This is a genomic window from Geomicrobium sp. JCM 19055, from assembly GCF_000698185.1.
Lineage (GTDB): Bacteria > Bacillota > Bacilli > Bacillales > Marinococcaceae > Geomicrobium_A > Geomicrobium_A sediminis.
On sequence record NZ_BAXL01000010.1, the window covers coordinates 99,147 to 119,724 of the forward strand.

Annotated in this window: 15 protein-coding genes, 4 pseudogenes and 1 other annotated feature; of the genes and pseudogenes, 7 read left to right on the top strand and 12 right to left on the bottom strand. The window is 42.4% G+C overall.

Annotated elements, in window-relative coordinates; translation table 11 throughout:
• The first annotated feature begins 293 nt into the window (after positions 1-293).
• Both rpsD and JCM19055_RS10325 read left to right on the top strand, forming a co-directional pair.
• On the top strand, positions 294-896 hold the full coding sequence (gene rpsD / locus JCM19055_RS10320; RefSeq protein WP_042359683.1) for a 30S ribosomal protein S4: 603 nt from the start codon (positions 294-296) through the stop codon (positions 894-896).
• Positions 897-1,155: 259 nt separating this feature from the next.
• Positions 1,156-2,083 (top strand): annotated as a pseudogene (locus JCM19055_RS10325) (aldo/keto reductase).
• Positions 2,084-2,369: 286 nt separating this feature from the next.
• Here JCM19055_RS10325 and JCM19055_RS10330 read toward each other — a convergent pair.
• Positions 2,370-2,927: a carboxymuconolactone decarboxylase family protein gene (locus JCM19055_RS10330; RefSeq protein ID WP_370543072.1), complete on the bottom strand. Its 558-nt coding sequence runs from the start codon at positions 2,925-2,927 to the stop codon at positions 2,370-2,372.
• A 114-nt stretch (positions 2,928-3,041) separates the two neighbouring features.
• Positions 3,042-4,283, bottom strand: coding sequence for a tyrosine--tRNA ligase (gene tyrS, locus JCM19055_RS10335; RefSeq protein WP_042359684.1), 1,242 nt, complete (start codon positions 4,281-4,283; stop codon positions 3,042-3,044).
• A 50-nt stretch (positions 4,284-4,333) separates the two neighbouring features.
• Positions 4,334-4,537 (bottom strand) — a binding site (T-box leader).
• Positions 4,538-4,941: 404 nt separating this feature from the next.
• Between tyrS and JCM19055_RS26360 the strand changes: the two are divergent.
• Together JCM19055_RS26360 and JCM19055_RS26365 are read left to right on the top strand one after the other, a co-directional pair.
• Positions 4,942-5,975 (top strand): annotated as a pseudogene (locus JCM19055_RS26360) (transglycosylase domain-containing protein).
• Positions 5,945-7,564: a penicillin-binding transpeptidase domain-containing protein gene (locus JCM19055_RS26365; RefSeq protein ID WP_052366188.1), complete on the top strand. Its 1,620-nt coding sequence runs from the start codon at positions 5,945-5,947 to the stop codon at positions 7,562-7,564. The pseudogene JCM19055_RS26360 and the gene JCM19055_RS26365 overlap by 31 nt, the downstream one beginning before the upstream one ends.
• Positions 7,565-7,608: 44 nt before the next feature.
• Here JCM19055_RS26365 and acsA read toward each other — a convergent pair whose 3' ends face one another.
• Complete coding sequence (gene acsA, locus JCM19055_RS10345; protein ID WP_042359685.1) at positions 7,609-9,330, bottom strand: acetate--CoA ligase; 1,722 nt, start codon at positions 9,328-9,330, stop codon at positions 7,609-7,611.
• A 224-nt stretch (positions 9,331-9,554) separates the two neighbouring features.
• On the opposite strand from acsA, the gene JCM19055_RS10350 reads away from it, so the two are divergent.
• From JCM19055_RS10350 to JCM19055_RS10360, 3 genes are read left to right on the top strand one after another with little or no spacing between them, the layout of a single operon-like run.
• Positions 9,555-10,187 carry a GNAT family N-acetyltransferase gene (locus JCM19055_RS10350; protein ID WP_042359686.1) on the top strand — a complete coding sequence of 211 codons (633 nt, stop codon included), beginning with the start codon at positions 9,555-9,557 and terminating at the stop codon, positions 10,185-10,187.
• Positions 10,188-10,208: 21 nt separating this feature from the next.
• On the top strand, positions 10,209-10,856 hold the full coding sequence (locus JCM19055_RS10355; RefSeq protein WP_042359687.1) for an acetoin utilization AcuB family protein: 648 nt from the start codon (positions 10,209-10,211) through the stop codon (positions 10,854-10,856).
• Positions 10,849-12,015 (top strand): acetoin utilization protein AcuC, encoded by a 1,167-nt coding sequence (locus JCM19055_RS10360; RefSeq protein WP_042359688.1) that lies wholly within the window; start codon positions 10,849-10,851, stop codon positions 12,013-12,015. The genes JCM19055_RS10355 and JCM19055_RS10360 overlap by 8 nt, the downstream gene beginning before the upstream one ends.
• A 24-nt stretch (positions 12,016-12,039) precedes the next feature.
• On the opposite strand, the gene JCM19055_RS10365 is transcribed toward JCM19055_RS10360, so the two are convergent.
• The 9 genes and pseudogenes from JCM19055_RS10365 to JCM19055_RS10405 form a co-directional block, all read right to left on the bottom strand.
• Positions 12,040-12,762, bottom strand: coding sequence for an OmpA family protein (locus JCM19055_RS10365; RefSeq protein WP_042359689.1), 723 nt, complete (start codon positions 12,760-12,762; stop codon positions 12,040-12,042).
• Complete coding sequence (gene motP / locus JCM19055_RS10370) at positions 12,752-13,570, bottom strand: flagellar motor protein MotP (protein WP_042359690.1); 819 nt, start codon at positions 13,568-13,570, stop codon at positions 12,752-12,754. Before motP ends, JCM19055_RS10365 begins: the two co-directional genes overlap by 11 nt.
• 28 nt (positions 13,571-13,598) lie before the next feature.
• On the bottom strand, positions 13,599-14,600 hold the full coding sequence (ccpA, locus tag JCM19055_RS10375) for a catabolite control protein A (RefSeq protein ID WP_042359691.1): 1,002 nt from the start codon (positions 14,598-14,600) through the stop codon (positions 13,599-13,601).
• Between the two features lie 645 nt (positions 14,601-15,245).
• Positions 15,246-16,343: pseudogene (locus tag JCM19055_RS10380) on the bottom strand (bifunctional 3-deoxy-7-phosphoheptulonate synthase/chorismate mutase).
• 203 nt (positions 16,344-16,546) lie between these two features.
• Entirely contained in the window at positions 16,547-16,873 is a 327-nt protein-coding gene (gene ytxJ, locus JCM19055_RS10385; RefSeq protein WP_042359692.1) for a bacillithiol system redox-active protein YtxJ, read from the bottom strand.
• A gap of 219 nt (positions 16,874-17,092) precedes the next feature.
• On the bottom strand, positions 17,093-17,317 hold the full coding sequence (locus tag JCM19055_RS31605) for a YtxH domain-containing protein (protein WP_370543073.1): 225 nt from the start codon (positions 17,315-17,317) through the stop codon (positions 17,093-17,095).
• A gap of 34 nt (positions 17,318-17,351) precedes the next feature.
• Entirely contained in the window at positions 17,352-17,765 is a 414-nt protein-coding gene (locus JCM19055_RS10395) for a DUF948 domain-containing protein (protein ID WP_042359693.1), read from the bottom strand.
• Between the two features lie 110 nt (positions 17,766-17,875).
• Positions 17,876-19,183, bottom strand: coding sequence for a UDP-N-acetylmuramate--L-alanine ligase (gene murC, locus JCM19055_RS10400; RefSeq protein ID WP_042359694.1), 1,308 nt, complete (start codon positions 19,181-19,183; stop codon positions 17,876-17,878).
• A gap of 209 nt (positions 19,184-19,392) precedes the next feature.
• A pseudogene (locus tag JCM19055_RS10405) lies at positions 19,393-20,494 on the bottom strand (nicotinate phosphoribosyltransferase).
• Positions 20,495-20,578 lie beyond the last annotated feature (84 nt).

Genomic DNA, 20,578 nt, shown 5'->3' on the forward strand with positions numbered 1-20,578 from the left:
AGGTCACACCTTCCTTAACAGTTTCCTACCTACTATATCATGATTTCCATCGTAATCGAGAGGTTGACTTTTCATCCTGATCTTTATACAATGGTAGTTGTGTTAAAAGGCAGCCTAGGTGAACTTATACGTGCTCATTTTGTTCCTCAACCGTATTTCTATACATGAAGAGGTGCATCACTAACTCCTCGCTGTCGGAGCGAAGATGTGTGAAAGCAAAATGTCCGAATAAGAGATTGCCACTGTCCGTCTTTTTCACGCAAATTTATCGTGATGAAGGAGGAGCTATTACTATGGCTCGTTATACAGGTCCAGCTTGGAAAAAGTCACGCCGTCTTGGAATCTCTCTTAGCGGTACTGGCAAAGAATTAGAAAAGCGCCCATATGTTCCAGGTGAACATGGTCCAACTCAAAGAAAGAAACTTACTGAATACGGTGTTCAGCTTCAAGAGAAGCAAAAACTTCGTTTCATGTACGGTTTGAATGAGCGTCAATTTAAGCGCACATTCGATAAAGCAGGTAAAATCGACGGAGTACACGGTGAGAACTTCATGATCCTTCTTGAATCTCGTCTTGACAACCTCGTTTACCGCGCTGGTCTTGCTCGCACTCGTCGTGGAGCTCGCCAACTCGTTAACCACGGACACATCACTGTTGATGGTAAGCGTGTAGATATTCCTTCTTACACACTTAAGCCAGGACAAGTATTCGGTGTTCGCGAAAAGTCTCAAAACCTCACTTCAATCAGTGAAGCACGTGAATCAATTGCTTTCACACCAGAATACGTAAACGTAGACGGTGAAAAGCTTGAAACAACATTCACTCGCCTTCCTGAGCGCTCTGAGCTTTCTTCTGAAATCACAGAAGCGTTAATCGTTGAGTGGTACTCTCGTTAATCTTCCTAGATTACAGAGTTATGTTAAAAGCCCCCTTAGGATGTTGGTTGATCAACATCCTAAGGGGGCTTTTTTTATATTTATCTATTTCGTTATGCTAAACAGCAAATTGCTGAAAGCTCTAACACCTTAATCAATGTTTAAACTGTACTCATTCAGGTTATGAATGAAAGATATCTGTTTTTGAGGGAGGAACCTTAGCAATGAGCTTAACGCTAAAAGAAAAAAAATTGGATTTGGTACTGCACCACTTGGAAACATGTTTCGTGATATACCAGAGAAAGAGTGGATGGAAACGGTTCAATCCGTCTGGGATCACGGCATTCGTTATTTCGATACTGCCCCACTTTACGGTGCTGGGTTGTCTGAAATTCGCTTAGGTGAAGTGTTATCTAATTATAATCGTGATGACTATGTATTAAGCACAAAAGTCGGTCGTCTAATCTCTGACGAAAAAAACAGAAAATGGCAAAGGGTTATTTGAACACGGTCGTAAAAATAATGTGATTGATGACTACACAAAAGATGGAACGTTACGTTCCATTGAACAAAGTCTAGAGCGTTTAAAAACCGATCGCCTTGATATTGTTTACGTTCATGACATTTCACCAGATTTTCATGGTGATGAGTGGATTACGAAATTTGATGAAGCGAGAAACGGTGCATTCCGTGTACTCACTCAGCTCCGTGATGAAGGGGTCATTGGCTCCTGGGGACTTGGTGTAAACACAACGGTGCCAATTGAACTGGCAATGGAGCTTGAAGATGCTCATCCTGATTTAAGCTTATCCGCTACACAATATACATTAATGCAACACGAACGAGCGTTAGAAAGAATGATGCCGACTGCTCAAAAGAAAGGCATGGGAATTGTGATTGGTGGTCCATACAATTCTGGCGCCTTGCTAGGTGGAGAACACTTTGATTATGTAGAAGCAACACTAGAAATTAAAAAGCACGTCCAACAACTAAACGAGGTCGCACAGCGTTTTAACGTGAGCTTAAAAGCTGCAGCGCTTCAATTCTCAACCGCTCACCCAGCCGTTGAAGCCGTCATTCCAGGTTCAACTCGACCGGAACGAATAAAAGAAGATTTAGATGCAATGAAAGAAACGATTCCTACACAATTTTGGGACGAGCTCATTGAACGGAAGTTACTTTCACCAAATGCACCATTACCGAAGTAAGCGAACGTTTTAATTCAATGGATAGATTGAAGAAACGCACACGAAAAGTTTTCGTGTGCGTTTCTTTTTTTTGTATTCCCTATATACACGAAAGAAGGGCAACGCTTCCGTTACCCATCCTTCGTATGTGTGTTTGACTTGCCGTACTAATCAGTAACTCTAACACGTTTACGGATCGTACTCAAGGTTAATGCGAATTTTTATGAATCGTACGCATTTAAAGCGTTGACGCCGTGAGCGAGTGCAGAACCTGCTTTTAACGCAGTCGCAACCATCACTGCTTCTGCTACTTCTTCTTTTGATGCTCCTGCTTTTTTTTGACACCATCTGTGTGCAGTTCAATGCAATACGGACATCCCGTCGTGTGCGCGACCGCAATTGCAATTAATTCTTTTTCCTTCTTCGTGAGTGCACCTGGCTTTAACGCTTCTTGGTCAAACTCAATAAAGGTCTTGAACGCGCCAGGACTAAGCTCTTTTAGCTCTGGTAATCGTTTAAAGTAGGAAGATTCATAAAGCGAATCTTCAGTAAAGTCATCATACGCGTTTAACGCATTTACACTATGCGCAATCGCTGAGCCTGCTTTTAGTGCTGTTGCGACCATCACAGCTTCTGCCATCTCACCTTTTGTTGCTCCTTTTTGCTTCACTTGGTTTACATGCAGCTCAATACAATAAGGGCACCCCGTCGTATGGGCAACAGCAACAGCGATGAGTTCCTTTAACTTCCCATCTAATTGACCTTCTCGTAGCGCTTGTTGATCAAACGCCATAAATGCTTCAAAAGCAGCCGGAGCAAGTTCTTTAAATTCTCCTAAGCGACTAAAATATGATTTGTTATACATTCGTCTCACTCCTAAATAATAGCTTTGTCGATCTATTCTTACAATTTACCATAAAATACGCACCGGGGACAGTCCCCCGGTACGTTAAAGCGCTGGGGGACTGTCCCCCGTGTGTTATACGGTTAGTTTCGCGAATTTACGTTTTCCGACTTGAACGATCATCTCGTCTTCTACGGTTATTGTCGTTTGAATATCCTCTTGCTTCTCTTCATTAATCTTCACGCCACCGTTTTTGATCATTCGGCGCGCTTCACCTTTAGAAGGCATCATGTTCAATTCTACGAGAAGGTCAATCAGTGAAATTTCACGATCTTTCTCCCATTTCACGACCGGCAAATCTTCTGGGAGCGCGCGCTTTGTGAAGACCGTTTGGAAGTAACGTTGCGCTTCTTCTGCCGCTTCTTTGCCATGGTACATTTCAACAAAGTGTTTCCCGAGGTTTTGCTTTGCATCTCTTGGATGGACTGAACCGTCCGCTAATCCTTTTTCAAGAGCTTCGACTTCTTCTAATGGAATGTCAGTCGCAAGCTTGTAGTATTTAATCATTAATTCGTCTGGGATACTCATTGATTTACCAAAAATCTCGTTAGGCTCTTCGTCAATGCCAATGTAGTTGTTCAATGACTTCGACATCTTACGTACGCCGTCTAGCCCTTCAATTAATGGAAGCGTCAAGGCAACTTGCTTTTCTTTGCCGTATGCGTCTTGAAGTTGGCGCCCCATCATTAAGTTAAACGTCTGATCCGTACCGCCCACTTCAATATCTGTATCCATCGCAACTGAATCATACCCTTGCATTAATGGGTAGAAAAATTCATGAATTGAAATCGGTAAATTGTTTTTGTAACGGTTATTAAAATCTTCACGCTCGAGCATCCTTGCAACCGTTAAGTTCCCCGACAACTGAATTACATCTTCAAAGTTTAATTTACTTAACCACTCAGAATTGTAGTAGAGTGTCGCTTTGTCCATATCAATAATCTTACCGTATTGCTCCACGTACGTTTGTGCGTTTGCTGCAACTTGTTCGCTCGTGAGAACTTTTCTCGTTTCTGACTTTCCACTTGGATCTCCAATTCGTCCGGTAAAATCCCCGATTAACATTTGCACGTGATGACCGTATTCTTGGAACTGACGTAATTTGTGTAGCACAACCGTGTGACCGATGTGTACGTCAGGTGCTGAAGGATCCATACCTAATTTAATATTTAGTGGCTTACCTGTAACGACACTTTTAGCAATTTTATCTCGAAATGCCTCTTTTGGGACGATCTCAACGATGCCACGCATCAAATCTTCCACTTGACGGTCCACAAGCTCGGTTTGTTCTGGTGTTAAGCTCCATTGCTCTGACATGTAACTTCCTCCTAATTAAAATTAAACATAAAAAAAACGCCACCCCCAAAAAAAGGGACGAACGTGTCGCGGTACCACCCTTGTTGAGAATAGCATCTCTATTCTCCACTCGGCTCTTTAACGCAGAGTTCACGTTCACTTACGGGAAAGTTCGGGCAATGTAATTCATTTAACGTTTTGGATCGACTCACAGCAACCGTCGACTTTCTGTACCAATAAGCGCTAAACTACTTCGTTACCGTCATGACTTTTATGTTATAGCGATGCTTCATGTTATATCACGAGGAATTCATCATGTCAACTGTATGCTCTATCGCCTTTATGGAAAACTAACGGGAAATCGGTAACAGGAAAATGTCTAACATTATCGAATTTGTACTAGAGCTGTTGATTAGTATGTTAAAAAGTATGCTATAATATGCGTGATTTTGTATGGAGGTGAGTGATGAAGTCTCGTATTCAGCAATTGAATAACTGGCTTGATTCTTTACGCGATAAACGGTATATCCAACGTATTAATTTGACAAGTTTAGTTCTATGGAATTTATTTATTATCATAACCGTCACGTTACTACTCGGAACAACCTTTGTAGGAGCAGCTGGGGCTGGATATTTTGTTTCTCTCGTTGAAGGAGAACCTGAATATACAGAAGCACAAATGAAAGAAGAAGTGTACAACTATGAAGAAACGAGTGAAGTGTACTTTGCCAATGACGTTTACTTAGGTGAGCTTCCTTCTATATTAGAGCGCCGGGAAGTCGAACTTGAAAACGTTTCAGACTATGTACAAGCAGCACTTATTTCTACAGAAGATGAATACTTCTATGAACATAATGGAATTGTTCCGAAAGCAATCATGCGAGCGACATTCCAAGAGTTTGTAGACACTGGCATGCAAACTGGAGGAAGTACGCTCACACAACAAATTGTCAAAAATCAAATGCTATCCAGTGAAGTTTCTTTTGATCGTAAGGCAAGAGAATGATGATCGCCATGCGTCTTGAGAATTATCTTGATAAAGACGACATTTTAGAAGCGTACTTAAATATCGTTCCTTTCGGACGCAATGCAGGGGGGACTCAGATTGCTGGAATTCAAGCAGCTGCCAACGGCATTTTCGACGTTGAGGCTTCTGAATTGAATTTACCGCAATCTGCGTTTATTGCAGGAATTCCTCAAAATCCATTTTCGTACACACCTTTTGATGGGAATGGAGATTTAAAAGAAGACCTCACGGCGGGTCTTAGTCGAATGAATACCGTTCTTTATCGAATGGTCGATGCGGGTATGATTACCGTAGAAGAGTACGAAGAAGCGAGAGACTATGACATTGTCAGCGATTTCACAGACTCAGCACCTCGCAACAGCTTTGAACGGTATCCGTACATTACGAATGAATTGGAACGACGTGCGATTCCAATCTTACGTGATTACTTCTTGGAAAAAGATGGCGTTGACTTAAGTGAGTACGAATCAGAAGAACGTGAATCCATTCGCAGTGATTATTACGCCAGAGCTGAGACCCAACTTCGATTAGGCGGGTATCGCATTCATTCTACGATTAACAAAGACATCTATGATGCCATGGAAGAAGCTGTTGAAAACGGCAATTTATTCGGTCGAATTCGAATGATGGACTCATCGAGCAAGTCGGTGCCGTTATGCAAGATAATGAAACTGGCGCCATTTTAAGCTTTGTTGGTGGTCGTGACTTTGAAGAAGAATCGTTTAACCTTGCTACGCAAGCGAGGCGCTCTGTCGGTTCAACGGTAAAACCGTTAATGCCTTTCGCTTCGGCAATGGAGCGAGGTATCGTGCAGCCTGGTGTTGTTGTTCCAGACGTACCGACAAATTACCGTGGCGGTGGAACGTTTAGCAACTTTGGCGGTGGCTATGCAGGCATCCCATCGGTGCGAGATACGATTACAAACTCTCGAAACACCCCTTCTGTGCGAACGTTATGGGAGTTGCCTGAAGAAGAAACGTACGATGAACTTCTACAACTCGGATACAGACCACAAGAAGATCATCTTTTGCAATCCTATGCACTCGGTTCATTTACTGCAACGGTAGAACAGAACACGAATGCGCTGTCTACGCTAGCAACTGGGGGAACTCGAAATCATTCCTACATGATTGACCGGATTGAGACTCATACCGGTGAAATTATTTATGAACATGAATCAGAACAAACCGATGTGTTCTCGCCGCAAACGGCGTACCTAGCCATTGATATGATGCGAGATGTCGTTTCAAGCGGTACAGCATCTAGAATTCCTGGGCTTACGAACTTTGGTGGCGATTGGGCTGGTAAAACCGGAACGTCTCAATATACGTACGACTATTGGTTTGTCGGCATGAATCCTAAAGTAAGCTTTGGCGTCTGGCTCGGTTATTCTGAGCATCGATCGCTACAAGGCGATTACGCGCCTCGGAATCAACGCTTATGGGCGACACTAATGAACGCTGCGGTTGAAGCTGATTCTGATGCAGTTCTTACGGATGATCGCTTTTCACAACCCGATGGTATCGTTCGTCAATCGATCTGTGGAGTAAGTGGATTGCTTCCGTCACAAGCGTGTTATGATGCAGGTCTCGTCAATACAGACCTCTTTAACAGCGCCCATTTACCAACAGAATATGACGATTCCTTAAGTGGCACTCGATACGTTACAATTAGCGGTCAAAGCTATCTTGCGTATGACGATACGCCGAGTGAATTTACAGATACTGGCTTCTCCGTTAACTCTACATTCTTTAGTGGTGTTGACATTAGTAACTACTTGCCAGAAAGCTTAAGCGGTAACCTCGTTCCAGAACGGGATGCCCCAATCGTAGATGGGAATCCATCTGAAGTAACAGGTGTTAGCTCGAGCGGCGGTACGATTAGCTGGGCCCAACATGGCGCAGGAGATATTGTCGGCTATCGAATTTATACAGCGAGTGGCGAACATGTCGCTAGCGTAAAAGGCAACACAACAACGAGCTACTCAGGGGTTTCATCTGGTCAAAGTTACTATGTAGCTGCCGTAGATACATTAGGACGTCAGTCAGGAGCTTCATCAGTCACAGAAACCGAACCTGATGAGCCTATTGAAGAAGAGGAACCACCAGAGTCTGATCTTCCAGAAGAAGAAGCTCCTAGCGAAGGCGACAACGGGGACGGTGAGGACACGGAACCACCAGAAGAAACACCTCCTAATGGAGATGACGGTGACGATGAGCCAACTGAACCTGAGCCTGAACCTGAACCAGACGATCCACCTACAACGGATACGTAAAATAAAAAACCGCACCCTCGGGGGTGCGGTTTTATTCGTGATTATCAATCATCATCCATTGTAGACAAGTCACCTGTTGGTAAATCTAATTCCCAAGCTTTCAAGACGCGGCGCATAATCTTACCACTTCTCGTCTTCGGTAGTTTGTCACGGAATTCAATTTCACGAGGTGCAGCGTGTGCTGCAAGCCCTTTCTTCACGAACACACGGATGTCTTCTTTTAGCTCGTCACTGACTTCATGGCCTGAACGTAATGCAACAAATGCTTTAATGATTTCTCCTCGAACAGGATCTGGCTTCCCGATTACACCCGCCTCAGCGACTGCAGGGTGTTCAACGAGCTTGCTTTCTACTTCAAACGGGCCAACTCTCTCCCCAGAAGTCATAATCACATCATCCACTCGCCCTTGGAACCAGAAATAACCGTCCTCATCCATGTACGCAGAATCACCAGATACATACCAACCGTCGATTTCAAAATAACTTTGATACTTTTCTTCGTTCTTCCAAATCTTGCGCATCATCGATGGCCAACCTTTCTTAATGGCAAGGTTACCCATACGGTTCGGAGGAAGTACATTCCCTTGATCATCAATAATTGCTGCTTCAACACCCGGGAAAGGTTTCCCCATTGACCCTGGCTTAATTGTCATTGCCGGGAAGTTCGTAATCATCATGCCGCCAGTCTCTGTCATCCACCACGTATCATGGATGCGTTGACCAAACGCTTCCGCTCCCCAACGAACGACTTCTGCGTTTAACGGTTCACCTACACTAAGAACGTGACGTAAGCTCGAAAGGTCATACTGCTTAATTACATCTTCTCCAGCACTCATGAGCATACGAAAAGCTGTAGGGGCACTGTACCAAACCGTTACGTTGTATTTCTGAATGGTACTATACCAATCTTCTGGGCTAAAACGTCCTCCACGAACCACGTTTGTAACTCCGTTTAACCAAGGTCCAAAAATACCATAAGATGTTCCTGTCACCCAACCTGGGTCAGCTGTACACCAGTACACATCGTCTTCTTTCAAGTCGAGTACCCATTTCGCTGTTTGGTAATGTTGAAGCATCGCACCGTGAACGTGCAATACCCCTTTAGGCATTCCCGTTGATCCTGACGTGTAATGTAAGATTAAGCCGTCTTCTTTATCGACCCACTCAACTTCAGCATCTTCAGAAGCTTCATTCAGCTTCGCTTGGAAATCAATAACGCCGTCCTTCTCATCAACGTCTTTTCCTTGAATAAACACATGCTCTAAAGCTGGAAGTTCAGAGACTGGAACTCGCTCAATCAATTCTGGTGTTGTTACGATCGCTTTCGCCTCACTATTCTCAAGGCGATCACGAACCGCACCTTCCATAAATGCTTCAAACAACGGCCCAATAATTGCACCAATCTTAATTGCACCGAGTGCTGCAAAATACAATTCTGGAGAACGGGACATGAAAATAAAGACACGATCTCCCTTTTTAATGCCAGCTTCCTTAAACACATTTGCCGCTCGGTTCGACATCCGCTTCATTTCTTCAAATGTATACGATTCATCGCGATTTGCATCGCTATATAAAAGCGCAATTTTATTCTTCGTTTGCTCATCTTCTGCGTAGCGGTCAATGGCTTCATAGGCCAAGTTCACCTTACCGGTTTGATGGAAAGAAAAATGTTTTTCAACTTCAGTCCAATCGAATTGTTTCACCATTTCGTCATAGCTTTGTAGATTCGGATTGCCACCTTTTGGTGGAAGCGTTTGCATTTCCATGTTTATCTCTCCTTCTTTAATGGTAAATTAGCCATATACACTATTTTTGTGTACCACCATCGATTAATTCTCATTATACGCACTATTCTTATATGAATCAATTTATAATGTTGATAATTTGTCAAATTTTTTACAAACAATTGTTAGATTCACCTAAGCGGATTCCGATACTTCTTCTTTCAGTATGTAGTATAATAAAATTAACTACTTGTAAAGGTGATGGCATGATTCATAAAAAGACCTATTATTCTGAAGAGCTTAACGTTAATGACAATCTCGTCTTATTAGAAGGTCCAATATGCGGAGCACACCTTAAGAATTATGATTTCCATCCAGGGTTAGTAGCGTTTCGACAACCTGAAGCACAGAAAGAAGCTCTAGTCGGAATTGCTGATTTACCTGAAGGTCGAATTATCGCCGCAGTACATCGCAATACCGTCGTAGGTTACGTTACATTTGTTTACCCAGACCCACTTGAACGTTGGTCTGAGAGCCCTCTTGACAATTTATTGGAGCTCGGAGCAGTTGAAGTCGCATTCGAGTATCGCGGAGGGAAAGTTGGAAGTAAGTTAATTCAACTTGCAATGCAAGATGATGCAATGGAAGACTACATCATTATTACGACTGAGTATTATTGGCATTGGGATTTAAAGAATAGCGGCCTTTCCGTTTGGGATTATCGTAAACTTATGGAGAAAATGATGAACTCCGGTGGGCTTTATTGGATGGCAACCGATGATCCAGAAATCAGCTCTCACCCTGCCAACTGTTTAATGGTTCGTTTTGGAAAACGTGTTCCGATGGAGGACGTGCAAGAATTCGATAACATTCGCTTCGTTAACCGTTTTATGTATTAGAACTTATCAGAGGTGATCAACGTGCTAGTTGAGGATATGATGAGAAAACCGATTCATACGCTACAAGAGACGAACTCGATTGAAGACGCTGTTAAGATGATGGAACGTGAACGAATTCGTCATATTCCAATCGTCAATCAATCCAATGAGCTAATCGGAATTATCTCAGATCGAGATATTCGCGACAGTAAGCACTCCATCTTTCTTCGAGAACAGTCGGACGAACTTCTTTCAAGGCCTCTTCACAACATTATGAAGCGCGATGTGTTTACCGCGCATCCCCTTGATTTTGTGGAAGATATCGCGAGTATGTTAAGCGAACAACAAATTAGTGCCGCACCTGTAACTGTCCAAAAGCAACTCGTTGGCATGATTACAGGTCGCGACCTACTAGACACACTCGTTCGGTTAACCGGTGCAGATCAACCGAGCAGTCAACTTGAAATTAAAGTAAAAGACTTCAGTGGGACCCTCGCTGAAGTCGCAACAATATTCCATAAACATGGGGTGAATATCACGAGTGTTCTCGTGTACCCTCATAAAGATGGCATTTCTAAAGTGTTAACATTTCGAGTTCAAATCATGGATCCAAGACCGGCCATACAAGAACTCAAAGAAAAAGGGTACGAGCTTATGAGCCCGTCGGTACCAGGGTTATTCGATGAGTAAACGCGATGCCATTTTCATTTATAATCACGAACAATTGCCGTACGAATTCTCAAAAGAACATCCGTTTAGTCCATTGCGTCAAGTACTCACCGTTGATTTACTCCGGTCGTTAGGTGCCATTTCTGACGATGATATGATTCACTCGAAATCAGCAAGTGACGAACAAATTTGCTTGTTTCATGATCACTCATTTATGGAAGCGGTTAAACACGCTGGTACTGAGAGTCTTGGCAACGGAAGCTTAGAGAAGTATGGGCTCGGTACAGAAGACACACCGGTTTTTAAAGACATGCATCTCGCAGCTTCTAACCTCGTTGGCGGTACCATTCGTGCGGCACATGAAGTTATGGAAGGAAGAGTACTGCACGCAGCTCATTTAGGAGGCGGTCTGCACCACGGCTTCCGAGGGAAAGCATCAGGGTTTTGCATTTACAACGACACTGCCATTGCGATTCGCTATTTGCGTGAACGCTATGATGTGAAAGTACTCTATATCGATACGGACGCTCATCACGGGGATGGTGTACAATGGGCGTTTTATGATGATCCGAACGTTATGACCCTATCCATTCATGAAACTGGGCGTTATTTGTTCCCTGGTACTGGAGCAATCACGGAAAAAGGCAATGGTAAAGGTTACGGGTTCTCACTCAACATTCCAGTCGATGCTTTCACTGAAGATGAATCGTTTATTCATTGTTATGAAACGGCGGTACGAGAAGCTTGTCGATTCTTTAAGCCAGATATAATCGTTTCACAAAACGGTGCCGATGCTCACCACTTTGATCCATTAACACACTTATCAACATCGATGGAGACCTTTTACGCTGTGCCCCGTCTAGCTCACGAACTTGCACATGAATATTGTGGAGGTCGCTGGGTCGCTGTTGGAGGTGGTGGCTATGATTGGTGGCGCGTCGTTCCAAAAGCTTGGTCGCTCGTCTGGCTTGAGATGACGAATCAAACATCTAAAGCTACGGGTAACTTACCAGAAGATTGGCTAGCGAAATGGCAAGATCGCGCTCATCCAACAAAGTTGATCAATACGTGGAAAGAACCTTCTTCTATGATGCCGAACATTCCCCGTAAGCTTGAGATCGAAGAGAAAAATAACAACACACTAGAAAAAGCACTATATTATATACGTGAAAACCAATAAGCATCCGCCTAGATAGGCAGATGCTTATTGGTTTTCATCAACAGCTGTACGGTCTGTAATCATGACGACAACACGCCGGTTTTTCTGCATGTTCTCTCTTGAATCATTCGGTACAAGAGGTCGTGTATCCGCATATCCTGTCGCTCTAAAACGCCCAGGCTCAACCTTTTCACTACGTTCTGTAATGTAGCGAATCACACTGCTTGCCCGAGCTCCTGACAGCTCCCAGTTCGAAGGATAACGATACGTTTCAATTGGACGATTATCTGTATGTCCTTCTACTTCAATATAATAATCAGGGATTCCTTTTACGATGCTGACGATTTGATCTAGAAATGGCTTGGCTTCTGACAAGATGAGCGCTTCTCCGGAATTAAATAAAAGCTGTTCTTGCAAAATTAATGTGATACCACGATCATCTTGAATCGTTTGAATCATGTCACCAAGATCATGTTCGATCAAGTATTCGTCGATGTATTCTTTTACTTCAGTAAAATGATCAACTTCCTCTTCTTCTTCAATGAGCTGCTCAATTTGCTCATCTTCAAATTCCGTAATTGAGGATAGTTCATCCATAATACTCGTTCCAGAAAATGACTCTGACAAAGCTTGGAAGCGTTGTGCATCGACATTAGATATGGAGAATAGCATGATGAAGAAGACGAGAATGATGAGCACCATATCTGAAAATGTAACGAGCCAGCCTCTTCCTTGATTGCTCTCTCCACCCTCTGATCTACGCCTCATTTACGATCGCTCCTGAGCCACTTAAGTTCTCAAATCGATGCTTTTCTTTACGCACAAATGCTTCAAGCTTCTCTTCAAGAATCTTAGGATTCTGACCAGACTGAACGCCAATAACGCCTTCAATAATAATTTCTTTCGCAAACACTTCTGCTTCGGTTTTTGCTTGCAGTTTACTTGCAAGTGGATTAAAGAATAAGTTCGCTGCAAGTGATCCATAAAGCGTCGTTAACATCGCTAATGCCATACTTGGTCCAAGGGCTGCTGGGTCGTTCATGTCATTTAACATAATAACAAGTGCCACAATGGTTCCGACCATTCCCCAAGCAGGTGCATACTCTCCTGCTTTCTCAAGCATTCTTCTGCCTTTTCGGTGTCTTTCTTCAATTGCAATCACTTCAGCCATCATAATGTCTTTAATGACTTCTGGCTCAACACCATCAACGGCAAGGCCAATTCCTTTTTTTATGAACGGTTGTTCTACTTCATTCTCAATATGTAAATCTAACGATAATAATCCTTCACGTCTCGCCTTCGTTGAAAGGTCGATAAACGTTTCATTTAGCTGCTCGAGATTCATTTCGTCTCGTCTAAAACCTTCTCTTAACACAGACGGCAATCTCTTCAAATCTTCCCAAGTGAAATTGACGAGAAGTGCAGCAAACACACCACCCACAACGATAAAAATGGAGGCTAACTGAATGAAAAGAACTATTCCGTCTAACCCAGTAATGGAATAGATCGCGAGCGTTACGACGACAAGCCCAGCAAGTAGACCAATAGGCGTTAGGATATCAAATTTTCTTGTCATGAATGTAGCTCCTATTTCTTGGTGAAGATTATGCTTTTGTCGAATTTCGGTACTCTAGACGGTGCGGAAGTACGACAACTCCATCAGAAACTTCTTCTTTATTCATATACTTTGTTAAAAGTCTCATAGAGACAGCGCCGATATCATACATCGGTTGAACGACTGTCGTTAATGTCGGGCGAACCATCGTTGCAAGACGAGTATTATCAAATCCTACAACTTCAACGTCTTCAGGTACGCGAATTCCTTGGTCTTGAAGACCATGAATCACACCTAGCGCCATTTCATCTGTCGCAACGAAAATTGCTGATGGGCGATTCTCTTTAGAAAGTAGCTGTTGAACAGCTTCAATGGCAGAGTCATACGTATAATCGCCGATCGCAATAAGTGACTCATCGAATTCCTTTCCTTTACTGCTTAACGCATCTTTGTATCCTCTAAACTTCTGATAGCCGTTTACTGGATCTTCAAGTGAGCCCGATACCATACCGATTCTTTCGTGCCCTTTGTCGATAAGCATCATAACAGCATCTTTGGCTGCTTGTACGTAATCAATGTTTACAGATGGAAAATCTCCATCTTCATGGAACGTTGCAGCAAGGACAACTGGTACGTGCGAGCGATTTAATTGCTCAGCGTGCTCTTCAGTAATCTCTCCACCCATAAACAGAATTCCATCGACTTGCTTTTCGAGCAAGGTGTTTACGAGGTGGATTTCCTTTTCCTTGTTGTTATCCGAATTACAAAGAATAATATTATATTTGTACATCGTTGCAATGTCCTCAATCCCTCTTGCTAACTCTGAGAAGAAGATACTTGAGATGTCCGGAATAATTACACCAACAGTCGTCGTTCGTTTGCTGGCAAGACCTCTTGCAACGGCATTCGGTCGGTATTCTAGTTTCTGAATGGCATCAAGAACTTTCGTTCTCGTTGCAGGTTTCACATTTGGGTTTCCATTCACTACGCGCGAGACGGTAGCCATTGAAACACCAGCTTCCGCTGCAACATCATAAATTGTCGTACTCAATGGTAGACCTCCTTAAATACAAGCTTTCATTTCGTTTTCATAGGATAATCATACGATAACTAATAGAGGTCTGCAAATGCTTCTTTGTTTTATATCGACAAGAGAAGACAGATGTTTAGCCCTCATTCATTACATCCACCTTCTATTATTTCCTGAAAGCCTTCCATGCAAACCTGTTAACGTATGAGAGCCATGAAAACGGTCCATACTTTAAGATGTGACAATTACGAGACATTTCATCAATTTAACTGGAATCGATGCATGTCTTAACGTAAAACTGGTATGATAGAAAGTGCTTTGAAATCAAACTAGAGGTGATGGAGATGCCTCCAATTGTTCTTTGGACAGTATTTAACCCTTTAATTACATTTTTGGTTGGTTTTGTAATCGGAAATATACTTACTGATAAAAAAAATTAAATGGGTCGTTGGTGTTATTTTGTTCACAGCTTTTCATCTGTTTATCGTTTTTGTAAATCGACTTGATTTTGCAGATGTTAGCACGTGGATCTACTTAATTTTATACAACATTACAGGGTTCGTTGGAATCCAGTTGGCAGCTTTTCGTAAAAAGAAATATTCGTAAGTTAACTTGGAATGACACTAAAAAGGGAAACCATCAAAGCGATGGTTTCCTTTTTTTTCATTAAATCGATGCTTTTGCTGCAACATCTTTGAGTAAGTTAGACTCTCGAAGCGTCGTTACGAACTCGTTAAATTCTGCGATATCCATTTGCTGTGCAGAATCAGATAATGCAACAGCAGGATCTGGGTGAACTTCTGCCATTACTGCGTCTGCTCCAATAGCGAGAGCTGCTTTTGCTGCTGGTAACAACAAGTCTCTTCGACCCGTTGAATGCGTAACGTCAGCAGCACTGGTAAATGGGTTTCTTGCTTTAAGATTGGAATTGCTGAAATGTCTAATGTGTTCCGTGTCGCTGTCTCGTACGTTCGAATACCACGCTCACAAAGCATGAGGTTTGTGTTCCCTCTTGATAACACGTATTCAGCTGCGTGAATAAACTCTGAAATCGTAGCAGATAATCCCCGCTTTAATAATACTGGCTTATCCGTCATCCCAACTTCTTTAAGAAGCTCAAAGTTGTGCATGTTTCTTGCACCAATTTGAATGACATCGACGTAGTCGAGTGCTGTTTCAATATCATTTGGTGAGACAATCTCACTGATTACTGCCATGTCGTATTGATCTCCGGCTTTTTTTCAAGATCTTCAATCCTTCAAGACCTAATCCTTGGAAATCGTATGGAGAGGTTCTCGGCTTAAATGCGCCACCTCTAAGTAACGAGATGCCACGTTCCTTAAGTGCTTTCGCTACCGTCAACACTTGCTCTTCGCTTTCGACCGAACAAGGACCCGCGATTAACTTCTGAACGCCGTCTCCAATTAATGTGTCTTTAACATTAACGACTGTGTTCTCAGGATGTTTCTTTCTAGAAACGAGTAATGTCTTTTGCTCGTCTTCACCCATAAGCTCAAGACTTGCTTTGAATACTTGCTTGAATAAATGTTGCAATGTTGTTGTTTCAAATGGTCCTTCATTTTCTTCGGCAATTAAATCAAGCATCTTCCGTTCACGAACCGGATCAAACCGTTTCGTACCAGCTTTACTTTTAACTTCACCGATCTTCTTAACAAGATTGCCACGCTCATTTAAAAGTTTGAGCAATTCCATATTTTTATCGTCTAGCTTCGCGCGTAACTGATCTAATTCCTCATGACTCATGTCTAATCCTCTCCTATCTATATCTCTTCTGTCATTTGTGATTGTAGCCATTATAACTGATCTTTTTACTGTTGTCACGAACTTTTCTTTATTTGTTAGACGCTTTTAAGCGTTAAAGTAATAAAATATAAATTTCTCCTTTTTTTTACTCTATGCAATGACGTAAAAACGATCGTTCTAAAAGAACGATCGCTTTCCATGCTTTATGCTCTTGCTGCATCCAGTAAAGAATCTTTCTTGATGTCGTAATGAGATTTAGACCAAACAACATCAAATTCCTTTAACAATAATGCTTGAGGTGATTCATGCTTAATACTCCATTCATCCGCAACCCAGTTCGAGAGCGAACGTGAGTCTTGAACATGCAAGTAATAAACCGGAATTCCCGTGTCATTAGCTTCGTCAAAGGCTTTTAATTCTTCAAAAGCCGCCTCACTAATCGGACACGTTGTGCTGTTTTTAAAAACAAAAACCTTCTCGTGTTGAACAAATGCTTGTTCAATCTCTTGTTCAGTCGTTACTTGTTGCATGGGAACCTCCGAATTAATTCTTAACCTTATCTTTAAGGTTCTCGACTTCTTCCTTAACTGTACCAGAAATTTCTTCACCAGAGTCTTTCAACTCATTGGATAGCTCATCTGCAAGCTCTTCAGCAGATTTCTTCGTAGAAGCGGCATCTTCCTTTAGTTGTCCTGTCGCATCTTTAATGCGATCAACGACTTGAGAAGATTGGTCAGAAACTGTCTTCGCTACATTTTGTGTTTTGTCAATCGCAGCGTTTGCGAACTCGCTACTCTTCTCGTAAGCTGCATTAGTAACTCGTACGTTTTGTCTTTTGCAGTTGACGCACCTTCACTAATGTCTCCACGAAGTTCTTTACCTGACTTTGGAGCGAATAGCAATGCTGCCGAAGCCCCTACGATACCACCGATAAGCGTTCCAATTAAAAAGTCTTTCGTATTCATATCACTCATGTTAAAGTCCTCCTCAGTTCATAATTAGTCGTTCTTACGATTGTTTACGTTTTTGCCACTTTGCATACAAGTCGATTGCCGCATTTCCCCACTGTACAAATTGTGACACTTGAGGTGCTTGGCGTTCAGCTTCAACTGAAGCTCGATTCGTAATCGTTTGAAGTGAATGATTCACCTTCTCCGACATCTTGCCAAGTTCATCTGCCGTTTGGAATAAGCCATTTAATGACTCAGACTTCCCTTCAAGATCCTCAGCAAGTCGGTTGGTTGTCTTCATGAGGTGATCGACTTCGGTCGTAATACCTTGAAGCTGCTTTTCGACAGCACTGGATGTGTTGCCTAATTGTTCAACCACCCCCTGAACAGACTTAAGCGTTTTGATGATATAGAAGATTAACACGACAATTGCAATGGCTACAATTGCCACACTTATGTATACAATCGTCACCCAACTCGCCTCCTTAAAATTTTCATTCCCACGTTTTCCACTTTTAAAACCCTTATTTAAGCTCGTCCAATGTATAGAGATACAGGCAGTCGACCGACTGCCTGTATCCATTATACTTTGTTTGAGAATTGTGCTTCGTAACGTTTTTGGTACTTAGACACATCTCCAGCACCCATAAATAAGAGTACACTATCTTCGTGTTTCGTATGGGAAAGAATGTCATTTTCTTTCAGGAGTTGAGCATTTTCAATTCGTTGTTGTAAATCTTCAACAGTCAGCTGCCCTTGCTTTTCTCTCGTTGAACCAAAGATGTCACATAAATACACATGATCTGCTTCTGAAAGTGAATCAGCAAAATCTTGTAGAAAAGCAAAAGTACGTGTAAACGTATGCGGTTGGAAAATCGCGACAATGTCTTTGTTCGGGTACTTCGCTTTTGCTGACTCAATCGTTGCTCGAATCTCAGTAGGATGATGCGCATAGTCATCAATCAACACTTGTGAGCCCCACTTTTTCTCAGTGAACCGACGTTTTACACCTGGGAACGTAGCGAGTTGATCTTTCATAACAGACACTGGTGTCTCTTCATAATGACATAGCGCAATAACAGCCAATGCATTTAATACGTGATGCTTCCCGTAACCTGGAATCGTAAAACGTTCAAAGAAGTCTCCACGAATGGTTACGTCAAAGTGAGTACCTTTTTCATCTGTCGTAATGTTTTCGGCATTAAAGTCATGTTTTCCTTCTATTCCATAATAAACAATTGGAACAGGAGCATTTAGCGCTTGAAGATATTCATCATCACCGCAAGCAATAATTGCTTTATTCACTTGAGATGCCATTTGATTAAATGCATCAAACACATCTTCTACGTTCTTGAAGTAGTCCGGATGATCGAAGTCAATGTTCGTCATGATTGCATAATCCGGATGATAGTTTAAGAAATGACGTCGGTATTCACAAGCTTCAAACACGAAAAACGTACTGTCTTGTTCGCCTTTACCTGTGCCATCACCGATTAAATAGGACGTTGGTCTAAACGCGCCCAATACGTGTGATAATAAACCAGTCGTTGTCGTCTTCCCGTGTGCACCAGTCACAGCTATTGATGTGTACTTAGAAGCAAATTCACCGAGAAATGTCGGATAAGGTTGTACTTTCACACCCATCGCATTGGCTTGTTGAATCTCTTCATGTTCTTCTGTATATGCCGCTGACGCAACAATCTCTTGGTTATTGTTCACATTATCTTTGTCAAAAGCTAAAATCGGAATGCCGCGCTCTTCTAACGGGCGCTGGGTAAAGAAATGTTGGTCGACGTCTGAGCCTTGAACATCTTCATTCATATCGTGAAGAATTTGCGCAAGTGCGCTCATCCCCGAACCTTTTATACCGATAAAGTGGTAACTCGTCATTAATACGGACCTCCAAACTTGAACATCTCCATGACTTGGAGCTGTTCTACCTACGATAGGCAGTTGTCTCTTTGTGTTTGTGCGCATATTATTATAGCAAAAACCGATACAAGAACAAAATCGACCTATTTACTTACAATTCAATAGCAGATTCATGTGATGCATTATCTTATGTAACAACTTAGAATTGGAGAGTGTCCGACCGGTCGTTAAAATGTTATGCGCTCCAACCGGGGGTTCTCTCTTAACTTCCGTCCAGCTTTCGCTTCGTGGACACCATCTAGCATTACATTGTCTCCAGTAAATCCAATCGTCTTCTCCAATAAACTACGACCAACACCATAAACATTTACAGGAACGCCTGCGCGTTCATAAGCTTCTATTCGTTCTGCAGTAAACCCGCCACTAACCGTAATATTCACGTGCTTAAAACCTTCTTCATCCAACGCATCACGGAGTGCTTGAATGAGCGGACCGTTCACGCCTGTCGGATCAAAGTCACCCATCTTATGTGGGTTTCTACAGAAATACTGGTCTACCATATAATTCGATGTATCTAAACGAACAGAATGCAATTCTTTGCCAAATTCCCTCGCTACGCGAAGTGCATCCGTCACCGCATCATTGTTGTAATCGACAAGCGCCATGAGCTGGTCGTCTGGGAACATTTCCTTATATGCGTGACTTGCCGCCACAACATCTCCGTGAAAAAGTTGGATAAGGGCGTGAGGCATTGTACCCATCCCTGATTTCCCCCACCATTCATTCATTGCATGAGTCGCTTGTGCTTTAGACCCACCAATGAATGCTGCATAGCCATCTCCGGCTTGTTGTGTGAAGTGATCATCACGATCTCCCATAAAAATAACAGGCTTTTGTACACCAGATGTACGCGCTGCTTTCACAACCTCATAAACATTCGTTGCGACTGAAGTTCTTCTTGAGAAGATCCCATCAATGACCCCCTCAAGAAAACCAAAATCATGATAAGCACCTTTAATCGTTAAAACCGGTTCAAATGGTTCAATGCGATCTCCGTCTTTTAAAGAATGAATTTCTAGCTTTTCTGGATGATCAGCGAACGTTTGAATAAGCGCAATGGCTTCATCCGTACCACAAAGTACGGCATGCTTCTTTTGAAAAAAACTGCATCGTAACAATATTATCTGGTTTATACTTACGAATAATGTCTCTTGTTTTCAAAAAGTAAACTGCAGAAAACCAACCTTCTCCAACACGTTCATCGAACTTAAACGTTTTGTTCGTTAATCGTTGGATCTTCCCTTGCAATTTCAATTCAATTTCCTTCATGATTTCGTGTCGACTCCTCGCGAAAGATTACAGTGATATTGTGCATTATGTTCAATCATAGTAGATTGTGTCTATTTTCACAAG

What these genes read in the sequence shown, in the direction of transcription:
- motP (WP_042359690.1), bottom strand. Translation starts at nt 13,570, where the DNA reads ATGACAAGAAAATTTGATATCCTAACGCCTATTGGTCTACTTGCTGGG.
- ytxJ (WP_042359692.1), bottom strand. Translation starts at nt 16,873, where the DNA reads ATGCAACAAGTAACGACTGAACAAGAGATTGAACAAGCATTTGTTCAA.
- JCM19055_RS10360 (WP_042359688.1), top strand. Translation starts at nt 10,849, where the DNA reads ATGAGTAAACGCGATGCCATTTTCATTTATAATCACGAACAATTGCCG.
- JCM19055_RS10330 (WP_370543072.1), bottom strand. Translation starts at nt 2,927, where the DNA reads ATGTATAACAAATCATATTTTAGTCGCTTAGGAGAATTTAAAGAACTT.
- rpsD (WP_042359683.1), top strand. Translation starts at nt 294, where the DNA reads ATGGCTCGTTATACAGGTCCAGCTTGGAAAAAGTCACGCCGTCTTGGA.
- JCM19055_RS10365 (WP_042359689.1), bottom strand. Translation starts at nt 12,762, where the DNA reads ATGAGGCGTAGATCAGAGGGTGGAGAGAGCAATCAAGGAAGAGGCTGG.
- murC (WP_042359694.1), bottom strand. Translation starts at nt 19,183, where the DNA reads ATGACGAGTTACCACTTTATCGGTATAAAAGGTTCGGGGATGAGCGCA.
- acsA (WP_042359685.1), bottom strand. Translation starts at nt 9,330, where the DNA reads ATGGAAATGCAAACGCTTCCACCAAAAGGTGGCAATCCGAATCTACAA.
- tyrS (WP_042359684.1), bottom strand. Translation starts at nt 4,283, where the DNA reads ATGTCAGAGCAATGGAGCTTAACACCAGAACAAACCGAGCTTGTGGAC.
- JCM19055_RS31605 (WP_370543073.1), bottom strand. Translation starts at nt 17,317, where the DNA reads ATGAGTGATATGAATACGAAAGACTTTTTAATTGGAACGCTTATCGGT.
- JCM19055_RS10350 (WP_042359686.1), top strand. Translation starts at nt 9,555, where the DNA reads ATGATTCATAAAAAGACCTATTATTCTGAAGAGCTTAACGTTAATGAC.
- JCM19055_RS26365 (WP_052366188.1), top strand. Translation starts at nt 5,945, where the DNA reads ATGCAAGATAATGAAACTGGCGCCATTTTAAGCTTTGTTGGTGGTCGT.